The sequence below is a fragment of the Flavobacterium tegetincola DSM 22377 genome, from assembly GCF_000425485.1.
GTDB classification, from domain to species: Bacteria; Bacteroidota; Bacteroidia; order Flavobacteriales; family Flavobacteriaceae; genus Flavobacterium; species Flavobacterium tegetincola.
Genome location: NZ_KE384386.1, coordinates 57,882 through 73,977, shown reverse-complemented (window position 1 = coordinate 73,977; position 16,096 = coordinate 57,882). Strand labels below are relative to the sequence as shown.

At 33.7% G+C, this 16,096-nt stretch carries 9 protein-coding genes and 1 pseudogene; 6 read left to right on the top strand and 4 right to left on the bottom strand.

What is annotated here, in order from left to right; genetic code table 11:
* Window positions 1-26: 26 nt before the first annotated feature.
* The 4 genes and pseudogenes from H602_RS0114505 to H602_RS0114490 all read right to left on the bottom strand — a co-directional run bounded on the left by H602_RS0114505 (window position 27) and on the right by H602_RS0114490 (window position 6,234).
* Window positions 27-2,525, bottom strand: a complete 2,499-nt coding sequence (locus H602_RS0114505) for a cation-translocating P-type ATPase (protein WP_026978654.1) — start codon at window positions 2,523-2,525, stop codon at window positions 27-29.
* Between the two features lie 173 nt (window positions 2,526-2,698).
* Window positions 2,699-2,968, bottom strand: a pseudogene (locus tag H602_RS0114500) (DUF2400 family protein); the annotation flags it as partial.
* Window positions 2,969-2,984: 16 nt separating this feature from the next.
* On the bottom strand, window positions 2,985-4,742 hold the full coding sequence (locus H602_RS0114495) for a recombinase family protein (protein WP_026978652.1): 1,758 nt from the start codon (window positions 4,740-4,742) through the stop codon (window positions 2,985-2,987).
* 82 nt (window positions 4,743-4,824) lie between these two features.
* A complete protein-coding gene (locus H602_RS0114490) occupies window positions 4,825-6,234 on the bottom strand; it encodes a hypothetical protein (RefSeq protein WP_157505091.1) in 1,410 nt (469 codons plus the stop codon).
* Between the two features lie 486 nt (window positions 6,235-6,720).
* On the opposite strand from H602_RS0114490, the gene H602_RS19720 reads away from it, so the two are divergent.
* From H602_RS19720 to pglX, 6 genes are read left to right on the top strand one after another with little or no spacing between them, the layout of a single operon-like run.
* The gene (locus H602_RS19720) at window positions 6,721-6,897 is read left to right on the top strand and encodes a helix-turn-helix domain-containing protein (protein ID WP_084404265.1); all 177 of its coding nucleotides are present in this window, start codon (window positions 6,721-6,723) and stop codon (window positions 6,895-6,897) included.
* Window positions 6,897-7,502 (top strand): DUF1819 family protein, encoded by a 606-nt coding sequence (locus H602_RS0114480; protein WP_026978650.1) that lies wholly within the window; start codon window positions 6,897-6,899, stop codon window positions 7,500-7,502. Before H602_RS19720 ends, H602_RS0114480 begins: the two co-directional genes overlap by 1 nt.
* A gap of 1 nt (window position 7,503) precedes the next feature.
* A complete protein-coding gene (locus tag H602_RS0114475) occupies window positions 7,504-8,088 on the top strand; it encodes a DUF1788 domain-containing protein (RefSeq protein WP_026978649.1) in 585 nt (194 codons plus the stop codon).
* Window positions 8,085-11,591 carry a BREX system P-loop protein BrxC gene (gene brxC, locus H602_RS18955; protein ID WP_051224566.1) on the top strand — a complete coding sequence of 1,169 codons (3,507 nt, stop codon included), beginning with the start codon at window positions 8,085-8,087 and terminating at the stop codon, window positions 11,589-11,591. The genes H602_RS0114475 and brxC overlap by 4 nt, the downstream gene beginning before the upstream one ends.
* On the top strand, window positions 11,588-12,631 hold the full coding sequence (locus tag H602_RS0114465) for a hypothetical protein (RefSeq protein WP_026978648.1): 1,044 nt from the start codon (window positions 11,588-11,590) through the stop codon (window positions 12,629-12,631). The genes brxC and H602_RS0114465 overlap by 4 nt, the downstream gene beginning before the upstream one ends.
* A gap of 24 nt (window positions 12,632-12,655) precedes the next feature.
* Window positions 12,656-16,093 carry a BREX-1 system adenine-specific DNA-methyltransferase PglX gene (gene pglX / locus H602_RS0114460; protein ID WP_026978647.1) on the top strand — a complete coding sequence of 1,146 codons (3,438 nt, stop codon included), beginning with the start codon at window positions 12,656-12,658 and terminating at the stop codon, window positions 16,091-16,093.
* The last annotated feature ends 3 nt before the right edge of the window (window positions 16,094-16,096 follow it).

Sequence of the window (16,096 nt, the reverse complement as noted above, 5' to 3'; positions counted from 1 at the left end):
TTTTGCTATTACTAAAAAATCAAGAGCTATTTAGTAGTCGATCTCTTTTTGATTTTTATAATTTCATACCAAATTACAGTACTAAATCCCACTAAAATAGAAAGTAAAAGAGGCATTAAATCAAGTGCTGCAAATCCAAAAAATGTGCGTAGAGCTGGAACAAATATAAGCAAGGAAGTTATTAAGATTGTGATGCCAATCATTAATGGTACCAAATTATTTTTGTACTTCAATGTGGTCAAAATGGAATAATAAAAAGAGCGATTGACTAACGTTAAGAATATGTTTGCTGAAATTAAAGTAAGAAAAACCAATGTCCTAGTTTCATCTTCTCCAAGATTTTGATAAACCGCATATTGATACATGAATAAACTTCCAACAGTAATTGCCAATCCTTGAATAATACTCGTGGTTAATTCACTCCAATTGAAGAATGATGTGACAAAAGGTCGCGGTTTGTTCAACATTGTATTTTCCTCCATCGGTTCATTTTCAAAAATAATAGAACACGTAGGTCCCATAATTAATTCTAGAAAAATAATGTGTACAGGAGTCAAAATATTTGGAAATATCCAACCTAAAGCAAGCGGGATAAAAACCGTCAAAATTATCGGAATATGAATTGAAATTATGTACTGAATTGCTTTCTTTAAATTAGTGTAAATCCTTCTTCCCATTGCAATTGCATCGACCATTTTGGATAAATCATCGTCGATTAAAATCAAAGAAGCGGCTTGTTTGGCAATTTCAGTACCTTTTTTTCCCATGGCAATGCCAATGTGTGCAGCTTTTAAAGCAGGACCATCATTAACGCCATCTCCTGTCATTGCTACGATTTCGTTATTTGCTTTTAAAGCGTTAATGATGCGCAATTTTGCTTCAGGAAACATGCGAGTAAAGATGTTTGTAACGCTCACTCTTTCTTGTAATTCAGCGTCAGAAAGTTGCATCAGTTCATCACCGGTCATGCTGTGTTCACTACCTCTAAAATTAATTTGCTTTGCAATTGCTGTAGTAGTTTCTGCATTATCGCCGGTTACAATTTTGACTTTTATTCCTGCGTTGTAAAACTGTTTTAAAACTTGATTTATGTTTTGCTTTGGTGGATCGTAAAAAGCGACGATTCCTTTAAATGTAAATTTGAATTCTTGCTGTGTTTTTGGAAAATCAAATCCAGAAAAAGTACTTTTACCAACAGCCAAAACACGATAGCCTTGAGAAGTAATGGACTTGATTGCGTTATTTATTTGTTCTACTTCGGCTGCTGTTAAATTGGAGACATTCATTATAGCTTCCGGAGCTCCTTTTGCAGCAATGATTCTTTGGCCTTTTTCATTTTCAAAAAGATGCGTCATCATTGGCGGTTTTCCACCTAATGGATATTCATGAATCATGTGAAAATTAGGCCTGTCATCTATTTGCATAAATTTGGCGTAAGCCTGATGAAGGGCCATTTCCATCGGATCAAAAGGGATGGGTTCGCTAGACCACATTGCTAATTCCAGTACTTCTTTTTCAGCCTTGTCCGCATCTTCAGGATTTGAAATCTTCAAAGTTTCAAGAGCAAAAACTTTAGCAAGCGTCATTTTATTCTCGGTGATTGTACCTGTTTTATCGGTACAAATAACAGTTGCAGACCCCAATGTTTCCACTGTTTTCATTTGTTTTACTACAACGCCCATTTTCATTAAACGTAAAGCTCCAATTGCCATAAAGGCCGTAAATGCCATCGGAATTTCTTCGGGTAAAATACTCATAGCCAATGTCAAGGCTTTTAGTAAACTATCTAGAAATTGATGCGAGTTAGAGTAATTGATAGCCCAAACAATTAAAAAAACAACTGCTCCAGCGATCACGAGTTTTTTTACAAAACTGTTAATTTGAATTTCTAAAGGTGTTTTTTCAACTTGGATGCGTTCCAGGCTTTCGCCAATTTTCCCCAGCTTGGTGTGATTGCCAATATGCGTTACTGTTACAATTGCGAGACCAGTTGCCACAGTTGTTCCTTTGTAAATCGCATGATCATCTTGAAGTTTATCTTTGAAAACAGCAAAGGATTCGCCTGTCAGGATCGATTCATTAACAGAAAAATCGTTAGAATGAATGATAATTCCATCGGCCGGTATGGAGGTTCCTTCTTCTACAATTAAGCTGTCGCCAAGGACTACATCTTCACTTTTTATTTGAATAGTTGCGCCATTCCGAATTACGGTGCAATGGGGTTGCGTGAAATCTTTTAACTTCTGTAACGCATTTCTACTTTTTGAATCTTGATACAATGAAATTACGGAGACAATAAGTATTGCAGAAAGTAAAAATAATCCGTCGCCATGATCTCCGCTTATAAAATAAATTAGTGCGGCAAGGAGCAAAAGAATAATCATGGGTTCCTTAGCAAGACTTTTTAGCGCTTCGATGAAACCATTTTCCTTCTTAAAATTCAGTTCGTTTTTACCAAATTTCTCTCGTGACTGAAGTATTTCTTCATCTGTTAAACCTTTGATATCAAAATTATTTACAGACATGACCAAAAAAATTTAAAGAATTTAGCTTTTCATTTACAAGATAGTTCACATCAAACCTATTTAGTATAATGCTTCAATCCAAAATCTATTTTTACTGCGAATTCGCAATGTCAATCAAATGTAGTTAAAAATGAATCTTTAAAGTTTCTAAATAGCGTATGTTTCTGCTGAAATTAAAAACCTTCAAAAACGCCTAATCCAAACAGTGCAAAATCATATTTTGTAGGATCATTTGGGTCTAAAATGCGCAATTGCGTATCCAATTCAAAGACGGCTTTAGCATCATTTTGTTTTCGCGTGAGCAGACCAAGTTTGCGAGCTACATTTCCAGAATGCACATCAAGTGGACACGAGAGATAAGCCGGAGAAACAGTTTTCCAAAGGCCAAAATCTACGCCAGCGTTATCAGTTCTGACCATCCAGCGGAGAAACATGTAAGTACGGGTAATTAGGATGGCATTAATCAAATAATATAAACTCAGCTGGGTTTAGTTTGATACCGTCATCACCAAGCATGGAAGATACTATTTCGTCTCCTTCGTAATCAATTAAATCTTTTTCTTCATCAAATGGAATTCCTTTAAAGGCAAATGCAGCTCTTAAACCTTCAATGTCTTCGGCAAGTTGTTGTTCTGAAACTGCTTTTTCTCGATAGTAAGAATGCCATAGCCAATCTAGAGCTTTCCAATTTGTCATGAAAACCGAGTATTCAGAGTAATTTTTATACTTGATTATTAATGAGTAAAATCCTGATTTATTTTCTTCCGTATGCTTTATCGTTATACTCTCTATCAATGAATGCACCAACCTTTTAATTTCATCAAACTGTATATTATCAGTATAGCTTTCTATCAATGTTTTGGTTCTATCATTCCTTGTCTCATTTTCAATTTCTAAAATTTTAGCTTGCAACTCATTGACGTATATTACTGTTTTCTCTTTTTTCTCCTTTGAAATTTTATAGTCCTTTATGAACGTTTCATCGTCCGCTAAATCAGGGTTTTTTATAAGTTTTGCTAAATGTTTTACTTGCTTATCTAAAAAAATTAGTTCACTTTTTTTATCTTCGAGCGTTTGTCGAAGCGGAATTGAGGCACTGCTTTTTGGAGCTTCAATCAACAATTCCTTTAAGTTTTTTGTTTTGAATAAATGGTGGATAATAAAATTTTCTAATTTAGGAAGTGAAATTGCCCTACTATTTTGGCAATCTTTATGTGGTGGTCTCTTTCCTTTGCATTTATAGGAGTTATCATTTCCATTTGGTCTCTTCTTACCCAATACTTCATTTTCGCAGTGGCCACAAATGATTATTCCATTTAATAGATATTTGTACACTGCTCTCTTACCAACATTCTTAATATTTTTGGATAGATTCTCATTTACCTTATCCCATAAATCATCATTAAGTATTTGAACATTTAATTTGACTTCGATTCTTCTTTCTATATTGTTTTTATTCCAAACACGAATTCCTTTATAGATTGGGTTTTTTAAAATGTCGTGAATAACATTACCTCTCCATTTAACATCGCTTTTTTCATAAAATGTAATGGCGTTAGTATATTCGTCTTTCCTCTTTATTTTTCCTTTGAACCTATTAAATTTGGTTGGTGCCCCTTCCTCGTTTAAAATATTAGCAATTGTATAAGTACCAACTCCTTGAAGTGATAAATCAAACATTTTGCGAACATACTTTGCCTCTTCCTCAAAAATTTCAAAATTATTTTCCATATCACGTTTATAACCATAAGGTTTCATACCATGTGTTTTACCCTTTAAAGTTTTATTATGATTAGCTAGTTTTACTTTCCTTGATGTAATTTTTGCATAGTATGAATTTACTAATGACATAAGTTTTGAATTGAAAACACTTTCTTCGTTCGTCAAATCAAATTCGTTCCCATTAGGATAATATTTACACTTATGCGTAATGCATTCAGCAGAGAAAATATCCCAAACTAATGTGTTACGTTCAATCCTAGATTGGTCAAAACAATAAACGCAAGTTAGAATACCTTTTGTTAAATCACTCATCATATCAGCTAGTGAAGGTCTATCCTCAATAGCTAAAGTTCCGCTCATTCCTTCATCAATATAGAACTTATGTTCTATACCCAATTGTTCAGCTAATTTTAATCCGCCTTGCTGTTGGGTTTCAATTGAATAATCAGTTCCTTCTTCTTTATTCTTTGAAGTACGGCAATAAATTGCAAGCATAAATATATTTTTTACAAATATAATAAATAGACTGCTACGGGTAAATAGGATGGCAGATTAAAATATACTTGTTTGATTTGCATTACTCCACATTTATCTGTGGCTCCCTTCCAATCACTTTTACCAAATTCGACAACATTATCTCTTTCGTTCGCTCCATATCTTTTTTCGGGACCAGTAACCCATCGTGAAGAGTAAGTGGAATAATTCCTTCACCAACAAGGTCTTTGCAAATCTTATCTATGAAAACCTTGCTCTCAATTTTTTGAAGCTCTACCGAGAAGGCAGCATGGTACTTTTCTTTTTTATCCTCTATAATTTTGTAAATGAAAGGGAATTCTTTTTTGAATATGTTTTTCTCAGACTTGTAGGAACTGTTCTTGCTATAGGCTAACTCCATCCAAATTTTCTTTGCCTTGGCTCTATCAATACCGTAAATTTCCATTATGGTTTCATACCAGTTTCCGCTAGTTGTGGATTCCAAATATAAGTCTAGTTCCTTCAACTCTTCATCTGAAGCATTCTTCCTATAACTCCTCAACATGACGTTAAAAAGCACGGGCTGAGAATTAACTAGGTCAAGATTTACCATGTCTTTAAAACCTACTATAAATGGCCTTAAATCACTTGCCATGTTGGTGAGATTCGTATCTAACCTATTATTTGTTGAGTTCCTGTGGAAGCGTAATGTTTTATTCATTCGACCATTTACAAACTGATGTATAGTAGCGATTCTACTGGAATATTCTCGATGAGCCTTATATTTATAGTCTTCGTTTATTGCATTTAAAACTTGCTCACTGAATCTATTTCTTGTATGATTTATCGCTGCTTCATAATCTATATCTATATTTCTGAAATAGCTTCCCATCTTCTTTAAATGTTTTGCTGAATTGTTTATGTATTTCGAATCCTTCTCATAATCTGTTGTTAAGTATCTCTTATTTTCTTTATCTATTGGAATCTGAATTCTATACCAATCGTAAAATATCCCATCTTTTGCATCTGCGTTTGAATCAGTGATACCGTGGATTTCAAGAGTAATATTAGTACTACTCAATACACAATAGGTAGTTATTATACTATTTATATCTTCTTCTAAATCCATTAACTTTGATTTTATCAAGCTCACGCAGGTAGGAATTGATTGAAGATAATAATGATTACTATACCCTTTATGGTAGAAATCTTTCCATAGTACAGAATGGATAACTAACCACTTTAAATAAGGTGAATAATCATCACCATATTTCAATTTAAGATACTTAGAGTGCATCGGAATACAATGAAATGGATAATCTTCATCTCGATTGAACATGGATGATTTGGTGATAATTTCATTGATAATGGATAAACCAATGGTGACTTCAGCTTTCCTATTTTCAGAATTGAGTGGTGATTGATTTGATGTGACAAGCAGAAGGTCTACCATTTCTTTTGGTAGAATAAAGGTCCTATACTTTTGATAGGTTGTTTTGGGTTTCGTTTTCATTAATAGGTATTCTCGCTTTGTTATGGTTGTCTCGTTTTGATTAAGCTGGGGCGAGAACCACAAGAAGCAACTCAAGTGGAACCCAGCAGACTGACCCGAAAACCAATCCAGATAAATATACTAACAGAATAAAAAAAATCAAGTAAAATCGGAAAAGAAAGTGAAAATAAAATAAAAAAAAAAGGAATTACATCCGAATTACAGAGTAGAACTAACAACATAAAACTGGTATTTCTACCTACTGGGTGTTCTTTATAATGAAGAAAAAACCCCAGTTACTATCACTTTTACGTACAAAACATTATCGTGATGCCCCCGTAAAGCACAGGGAAGTATTAGAACTGAATTGCTGGTAATCAATTACTTACATCACGCATCAATGAAGTGTCTCGTTCACTGCTGGTAAAATTTCAGATTAAAATTTAATCCAAGGCTTTTTTTGTTAAATTTACCAGAAGGAAAACTTTAATTTTTTTTAAAGAACAAATGCTAAAAGAGATATTGAAAACCAAAGGTGTAAAGCAAAAATGGCTTGCATCTAAAGTTGGTGTTAGCGAAGTAACAGTAAGTAACTGGGTAAAAGAAAAAACTGTTCCATCGCAAAAGCACTTGGATAAATTGTGTGAAGTACTGAACATTTCACCAAAAGAAATAATAAATTAATGACCCAAGAACTAGAAAAATACGACTTTTCATTCACCACTTCTTCACTGAGGTTAAATGAAATGGTGGTTGTTGCTACTGCAACGACAGAGGGTAAAGAAGTTGATTTTGTAAACGATTTGGGCGGTGGAAAATCTGCAACTGGAAGAAAAATGCTTTCGGAGTTTAACAAGAGAATTTCGTTTCTTACTCCAGCTCAATTAACTACGTTGGTCCAAAGCGATTTAACTACTCGAAGGCAAATTGCACTGGTTGCTGTTTGCAAAGCTTACGCTTTTATTAGAGATTTCATCATAGAAGTTGTTAGAGAGAAGCTACTCGTTTATGACTACAAAATCTCGGATGGTGATTTCATTTCTTTCTACAGGAGAAAGACGGAGCTACATGATGAAATGGAGAAGTTAACGGAGCTTACTCAAAAGAAAATCAAGCAAGTAACCTTCAAAATCTTAGAGCAATCTGGCATCATAAATAACATCAAGGAACGCATTATTCAACCGCAGTTTTTGGATGAAAATCTCATTAAAGTTCTTATCAATGATAATCCCAATTGGTTAAAAGTCCTTCTGGTCTCAGATATGGACATTAAAAAAGCAATGAAGTAAAATGGAAGATATTACAAAGAAGTTCTCGCATCTATACGATGTGATATCAACTCAAAGATTTTTGAAAAAGGAAGCATTGGGTGGTGAAATACCATTTTTTATTACTGCTTATGATGCCAAACAAGAGCTACAAGTTAGCGATGGAATTAAGCTATTGAAAAACAAATTAGAAACAAACGGTGTTTCAGTTCTGGAGTTGAATCTTTATGATATAGTGTGTGATATTCTTGAAGAAAAAGGTGGCGTAGACAGAATGGCTAAGATTGAAAAGGTAAAATCGAAGGATAAATTCTTGAGTGCTTTACAATCCACATTAAACATCCATCAAATATTAATGCCGAAAATTCAGAAAATGATTGCCGATAATCCATCAAAAGTTTATTTCTTGACAGGAATCGGAATGGTTTTTCCTTATATTCGTTCCCACAACATTTTAAACAACCTTCAGAACGTAGCCAAGGATTCACCAACGGTTACTTTTTTTCCAGGGGAATACAACGGTCATTCACTTAATCTTTTTGGATTAATGAAAGACGACAATTATTATAGAGCATTCAATATAGACCATATAGACCCAAAAGCATGATAATCAAAGATTTTTTCGAGAATGACATTAACCGTACCATTGAGACGGTAATAAAAGCAGACGATAGAGATAATATTTCAACAGAGGTGGCTGAATACGTAATCACCAAAGAGATTGCGAAGAAGATACGAGAGCTCTTTCAAAATTATACCGATTACAGCGGTGCAAACGGAGTTTGGATTTCTGGTTTTTTTGGAAGTGGTAAATCCCACCTGCTAAAAATTATTTCTTATGTCTTAGAGAACAAAGAATTCAATGGGTACAAAAGCGGTGAACTGTTCGCTGAAAAAATTGAAGATGACGAGCTACTCCGAGCTGATGTAATGTCGGCAACACGGATTCCATCGGAATCAATTTTGTTTAACATTGACCAACAAGCACAGATTACAAGTAAAACAGATGCTAATGCCATCCTTTCGGTATTTTACAAAGTTTTTTACGACCATCTGGGCTACTACGGTTTTCAACCGCACGTGGCTGAATTTGAAATGTGGTTGGACAAACAAGGCAAGTATTCTTTATTCCAAGAAAAGTTTCAATCTGAATTTAGTGGTTCTTGGGAAAATGCTCGAGTGGATTATTTTGACCCAATGGTTACATCTTCTGTTGCCAATGTTTTAGGTGAAATATTCAACACAGATGCATCCAAATACGAAACGATACTTGATTCATTAGAAGATAAACAAAAGCAGTCTATCAAAGATTTCTGTCAACGAGTACAGGATTACATTGAAATGAAACCAAAAGGTTTCAGACTAAACTTCTTTGTGGATGAAGTGGGTCAATACATTTCTGACAACACCAAGTTAATGCTAAACCTTCAGACAATCGCTGAAACGTTAGCAACCACAACTAGAGGTGGTTCTTGGATTCTAGTTACTTCGCAAGAGGACATGGAAAAAGTGGTTGGCGACATGAACAGAAGCCAGCAAAATGACTTCTCTCGTATTCAAGCTCGATTCCAGATTAAAGTGCCGTTGACTTCTGCAAACGTTGACGAAGTTATTGAAAAGAGATTGTTGAAAAAAAGTCCTTCAGCACAATCTCATTTGGCTTCTTCTTTCAAGAATGAAAGTGCTCTTTTAGATACCTTGTTGAGCTTCTCTGATTCAGGGGTGCAATTTAAAGGATTTAAAAACGAAACTGATTTTGCCAATAAACTTCCTTTTGTGCCCTACCAGTTTGATTTATTCCAGCAGTGTAGGATTGCACTTGCATCTCACAATGCATTTCAAGGAAAACATGCCTCTGTTGGAGAACGAAGCATGCTGGGTGTATTCCAACAGGTTATCCAAAACATAGAAGAACGTGGCGAAAAATCAATAGTAAGTTTTGATATGATGTTCGATGGAATTCGAAATGAATTGAAAGGACAAATTCAAAATACTATTACTCTCGCAGAACGTCAGATAGATGATAAATTTGCGATTAAACTATTGAAAGCCCTGTTTCTGGTGAAGTACTTTGGTAATTTCAAAACTACTAAAAGAAACATATCAGTGCTAATGATTGATGCCATTGATATTGACCTTAAAAAACATGAGCAAAATATCGATGAAGCTTTAAACCTACTGGAGAATCAAAGCTACATTCAAAGAAGCGGTGACATCTATGAGTTTTTGACTGATGACGAAAAAGATGTTGAGCAGGAAATCAAAAACACCGACATTGATGAACAAGCGGTTACGAATTTATTAAAGGAAATTTTCTTTGATGAAATCATCCGTGACAATAAGATAAAATACCTAGAAAATAAACAAGACTACGAATTTACCAGCAAGATTGATGGAGTAATTTTAGGTCGTGAAAAGGAGTTGGAAATTGAAATCCTTACAGAAAACTATACCGATTATTCGAATCTAACTTTCATTCAATCCCAAACTATTGGTAGTTCGGGGATGAAGATTGTGTTGCCTTCAGATGCAACTTTCATCAAGGATTTGAAAATGTATTTGAGAACGGATAAATACAACAAACAAAATCAATCCACATCCAACAGAAACGAAGTCAAACGAATCCTTCAGGAAAAAGTGATTCAGAACGCTGAGCGAAGAAGAAATTTACTCCTTCTAGCGAACAAAGCTTTGGCTTCTGGTGATGTATATTTGAATGGTGAAAAAATACACACTGGTAGTTCTTCTGATGGAAAAACATTGGTGGTAAATGCATTTCAAAACTTAATTAAAACGGTTTACGTCAATTTAAGAATGTTAGGTTCCACTCAATTTAGCGAAGACACTTTCAAGCGAGTAGTTGCTGGTAATATGGACGGCTTGTTTGGTGGAGACGATGCCACAATGAGCGAAGCCGAATCAGAAATTTTGACGCTTGTCAACCGTAGAAAAAATCAATCGGATAGAACTTCATTAAACGATTTAAAGACTGTTCTTGCAAAGAAACCTTACGGTTGGTATCAGAATGCTGTCTTTACTATCGTAGCCAAGCTCTATAAAAGAGGAAAAATAGAAATCAAAAAAGATTCTAACATCCTTGAAGATATGGATGTGGTTCAAGCTCTATTAAACTCTGCAAATTATGCGAATGTTTTAATTGAGCCTCAAGCGGTTATCGACCCTAAATTAGTCAAAGACTTAAAACAAGTTTATGCGGATGCATTTGACGAAACTTGTCCTTTCAACGATGCAAAAGATGTTGCTAATGCCTTCAAGGAAAAATTGAAAGGCATGCATCAAGAAGTATCTGAACTACTTGCTCGCAAAAGTTCACTTCCATTCGTTGCTTCGTTAGCTGATTTTAAAGAAAAACTGGGTAAATGGACCGACCGTGATTACAGTTTCTTCCTTTCTAATCTTAAAGATTTTGAAGATGTAATTTTGGATACCAAAGAAGAAATTCTGGACCCTATAAAACGATTTGTTACTGGTGACCAAATCAAAATTTACGAAAATATCAATGCTTTTGTAAAAGGTGACCTTTCTAATTTGGATTACGTAGAAGGCGAAGAATTCAAATTGATGAAGGAGACGCTTGAAAATCCAGCACCTTATAAAGGAACTATAATTCGGGATGCAAAGTCAGCTCTTGATGCCTTGTCTAAAAACGTTCTGGATAAAATTGCAGAAGAAAAAAGCAAAGCGATTACAAAGATTCAGGATGTAATTGAAAACATTCAAGAAAAGGAAGAATTTAAGACTTTGGATAAAACAAATCAAAGCAAGCTTACCGAGCCTTTTAGAAATGAAATAGAAAAATTACATTCGCAACGCTACATTGGTAACATGCGAAATGTAACAAGAAATGTAACTGAACAATTATTTCAACAGCAGTTGAATCAAATGATGACTCTCTCTACTCCCGCAAAAGATGATAATGATGATGACGTTGTAAATGAGCCAGTGGTGCATTATATTAGAAACAACGCTATCAAAGCAAATTTCCGTAAATCAGAACTTCGTACCGAGGAAGATGTAAACGAATATATAGAAGCACTCAAAAACGCACTGTTAGAGAAGATTAGAGACAATAAAAGGATTTCATTATGATTAATTATAAAGTTTTTCAAGTTGGTGATGCCTTATTGTCTGTGCTTTTAAATAGAATTGAAAATACTGCGGTTGAATATAAAAGCATCTTTGATTTTGGCTATTCAAATGCAGGTTTATTTAGAGGAGTTAATTCAAGTGAATATTCTGACTCAAAAACATTACTAATTAGTCATTTTCACAGAGACCATTTTAATGGTTTAAGTAAAATTAATGACAAGAGTTTAGGAATTGAAAGCTTAATTATTCCTAAATTACCTTTTGATGCTTTGATGGCAATTGGAATAAAGTCATTTGTGGCTATTCAACTTTTCTATCTTGCTGAAAAAACAGGATTTTATGAAACTGATGTATTAAATATTATAAAACGAAAAAACAGAATCAATTTTATTGTCAATAGAAGACGTCTTAACGATTCTTTTATGGCATCAAATATTGAATTCGATGTAATTTGGCCTGACCCTATGTTTATTAGCAATATTCCATCGGTAAAAATTGCTGTTACAAATATTGCAATCATATTAGAAGAAAATGATGAGTTTAATACATTTTACAATGAGGTATTAGAATCGGATTTTCTTAATGAAGAGATTGATAATGTTGTTGTGGAAGAGCTAGATGAGTTACGACCCTTTCAAATAAAACTAACGAAAAGTCAAAGATTATTGCTAAAAAATGCAAACGCAAGATTAATAAATGTTGCAAATGACAATTGTCTAGCTTTTCAAAATATTGAATATAAATTTTTATCACTAGGAGATTTGAGTAGAAGAGCTTTATGGAATTTATTTGATGCGAAATTCCAAAATCCATTTAAGTATGAGATTATTTTATCAGCTCATCATGGAACTCATTTTACTAATCATGCGAATTGGCATAATGTTAAATCTTGTGTGGTTGCTCATTCTAATGGACTTAAAATGCGACATTATTATAGAAATGAATATGCTTGTTTCTCAAATCAACATCATCAATCTCATAATTCAGGTTTATTCGAATCTCGTCCGTATGTAAGACATTGTCGATTAGAAGATTATTAAAACCTAAAATAAGAAAAGAATTAAATGAATACAAATTTACTTAAAAGATTCGCCCAGCAAGCTCGTATTAAACTTCTAGACCAGATTGAAGCCAAGCTTGAATTTGTACTTCATTCCGATACTCCAGAACTTCGTGAGAAAGCAGAACAGGTTAAAAAACTGAAAGAAACCTTAACGCAAACTACAAAAAAGCAGTTGGTTGATAAGGTGGCTTACACATGGTTCAACCGATTCATGGCGTTGCGTTTTATGGATGTGAATGAATACCAACCTTTGGGAGTAAAAGTAATTACGCCAAAGGACGGTTATACACTTCCTGAAATTTTAGATGATGCCAAACAAGGTCATGTCAATGACGAACTGAAAGTAAACCGCCAACGAATTTTTGATTTAATTGATGGTAAAATTCCAAGTACGAACGGACAAAACGAAGCGTTTAGAGAATTGCTTATTGGAGCTTGTAACCACTTGAACCAAGTTTTACCTTTCTTGTTTGAACGCATCAATGATTACACCGAATTACTTTTACCAGACGATTTAACTTCTGAACTTTCCATCCTTCAAGACATTCGTGATGGAATGACCCTTGAAGATTGTGCTGAAGTAGAAATTATTGGTTGGTTGTATCAATTTTATATTTCAGAGAAGAATGAAGAATTGATTAGCTCCAAAAAGGTCTATAAAAAAGACGAACTTGCACCAGCATCACAATTGTTTACGCCAAAATGGATTGTGCAATACATGGTGGATAATACGCTTGGTCAAGTTTGGTCTGAATTAAATCCAGCAACAAAAGTAACTGCTGATTTAGAGTTTTACATCAAACCAGCCTACTTGGAGCAAGTTCAAAAACGAGAAATCAAAAGTATTGAAGAAGTAAAATTCTTTGAACCTTGTGTGGGTTCTGGACACATTTTAGCTTACGCTTTTGATGTGTTTTACAAAATCTATGAAGAGCAAGGTTACAACCCAACAGAGATTCCAGAACTCATCATCACAAAAAACTTATTTGGTGTTGATATCGACCAACGTGCTTCTCAACTAGCTTCGTTTGTCTTGGTAATGAAAGGAAGGCAAAAAAACAGACGCTTCCTTCGTGCTGTAGAAACCAAAAATATTCAACCTAATATTTCGTACTACCAAGACTTTGAATTTGATAACAAATTTAAAAACGCAACCGCTTTAGGTTCTTTAATTAGAGTGGATGCTGAAGATTTGAAAAATTTAGTTGTTGACGAAAACTCGCTTTTTGGTGAGAGACAAGAAGAAGTTAAGAAATTGTATCAACTATTAGGACAACGCTATGACGTAGTGGTTACAAATCCACCTTACATCAGTTCATCACGTATGGAAGGAAGTTTGAAACAATATGTAGAAGCAATCTATCCAGAAACTAAATCTGATTTATTTGCTACATTCATTTTACGTTGTTTGGAGTTATGTAATGACGATGGCTTAACAGGATACATGACACCTTTTGTATGGATGTTTATTTCAAGTTATGAAAAATTAAGAGAAATAATTATTGATAAGCATTTCATTAATAACCTTATTCAATTAGAATATTCTGGTTTTGATGGTGCAACAGTACCAATTTGCACATTCACATTAAGACATCGAAATGTTGAAAATGCAAAAGGGAGTTACATACGTTTGAGTGATTTTAAAGGTTCACAAAATCAAGCACCAAAAACACTTGAGGCTATTAAAAACAATAAATGTGGTTGGTTTTATAAAGCTAATCAAAAGAATTTTAAAAAAATTCTTGGTAGTCCAATTGGATATTGGTTGACTGAAAATATTTTTTCAATTTTTGAAAAGAATGTTTCTATTTCTAAGTCAACAACTTCGAGAAATGGTATGACAACAGGTTTAAACGATAAATTTTTAAAGAAATGGTTTGAAGTAAATAACAAATATTTGAACCTTTCGAGAAAAAGTAAAAATGATACCTCAAAATATATTAATGAGTGGGTGCCATACAATAAGGGTGGTGATTTTAGAAAATGGTACGGAAACATTATAGATGTTCTTGATTGGAAACATAATGGTTCAGAAATTAAAAAATATAAAAAATCAATATTAAGAAATACTGACTTTTATTTTAAAGAAGGCATTACTTGGACATTATTAAGTTCATCATATTTTGGGGTAAGAACTTTAGACGAAGGAGCTGTCTTTGACGTAAATGGTATGAGTATGTTTTTATTAAATGATGATATTCAAAAAGAATATTACTTAGGCTTTTTATCATCAAAAATCTCACACGAATTTTTAAAAATAATTAATCCTACATTAGCTTTTCAAGTGGGTGATATTAACCGTCTTCCAATTATTCAGAATTCAGCAAAACAGAACTTTATAAAAGATTTAGTTATTGATAATATAGAAATCTCAAAAAAGGAATGGTTTCAAAAAGAAAACACCTGGGGTTTCCTAAAAAATGAATTAAATAATCATAAATCTCAAGACCTCGAAGAAACCTATGATTTATACCAACAATATTGGAAAAATAAATTCTTTCAACTTCACAAAAATGAAGAAGAGCTCAACCGTCAGTTTATTGAAATCTATGGTTTACAAGAAGAGTTAACCCCAGATGTTCCATTAAAAGATATAACTATTCTAAAAGAAGAAACCAGTATAGTTAACAATCAATTGGTGTTTGATGCCAATGAAGTGTTTGCTCAATTTATAAGTTATGCTGTGGGTTGTATGTTTGGTCGTTATTCTTTAGATAAAGAAGGTTTAATTTTGGCTAACCAAGGGGAAACACTTGAGGATTATTTAGAGAAAGTAGTTTTATCAAAAGACCAATTAAGTTTTACTCCAGATGCAGACAACATCATTCCTGTTCTAGATGATGAATGGTTTGAAGATGATATTACAGGTCGTTTCTATGCGTTTTTAAAAGCGAGTTTTGGTACGGCAAATTTTGATAAGAACTTGGCTTTTGTAGAAGAATGTTTGGGTAAAGATATTCGCAAATATTTTGTAAAAGACTTTTATGTAGACCACATTAAACGCTACAAGAAAAGACCTATTTACTGGATGTTCTCTTCACCGAAAGGTTCGTTTAATGTCTTGGTGTATATGCACCGTTACACTCCAGATACACTAAATAAAATACTAAACAGTTATTTGATTCAGTATCGTGAAAAACTAAATACACGTATCGAGCACTTGGACCATGTGATAGTTACGGGAAGTTCTGTTGAAAAAATAAAAGCAGAAAAGGAAAAAGACAAAATTAAATTGGTCATCATCGAGCTCATCGATTATGAGCGTGATGTAATTCGTCCGCTTGCCATTGACCGTATTAGTATTGATTTAGATGACGGTGTTTTGGTGAATTACAATAAGTTTGGAACTGCAATTAAAGCAGTTGCTGGATTGAATGATGCTAAAACAAAGAAGAAGGTTAGGGAGTTTGATTGGATTGATGTAACAATGATAAAATAGAAA

Bases quoted from the DNA above. Each gene is read 5' to 3' on its own strand.
- brxC (WP_051224566.1), top strand. From the start codon at position 8,085: ATGATAATCAAAGATTTTTTCGAGAATGACATTAACCGTACCATTGAG.
- H602_RS19720 (WP_084404265.1), top strand. From the start codon at position 6,721: ATGCTAAAAGAGATATTGAAAACCAAAGGTGTAAAGCAAAAATGGCTT.
- pglX (WP_026978647.1), top strand. From the start codon at position 12,656: ATGAATACAAATTTACTTAAAAGATTCGCCCAGCAAGCTCGTATTAAA.
- H602_RS0114490 (WP_157505091.1), bottom strand. From the start codon at position 6,234: ATGAAAACGAAACCCAAAACAACCTATCAAAAGTATAGGACCTTTATT.
- H602_RS0114495 (WP_026978652.1), bottom strand. From the start codon at position 4,742: ATGCTTGCAATTTATTGCCGTACTTCAAAGAATAAAGAAGAAGGAACT.
- H602_RS0114465 (WP_026978648.1), top strand. From the start codon at position 11,588: ATGATTAATTATAAAGTTTTTCAAGTTGGTGATGCCTTATTGTCTGTG.
- H602_RS0114480 (WP_026978650.1), top strand. From the start codon at position 6,897: ATGACCCAAGAACTAGAAAAATACGACTTTTCATTCACCACTTCTTCA.
- H602_RS0114505 (WP_026978654.1), bottom strand. From the start codon at position 2,525: ATGTCTGTAAATAATTTTGATATCAAAGGTTTAACAGATGAAGAAATA.
- H602_RS0114475 (WP_026978649.1), top strand. From the start codon at position 7,504: ATGGAAGATATTACAAAGAAGTTCTCGCATCTATACGATGTGATATCA.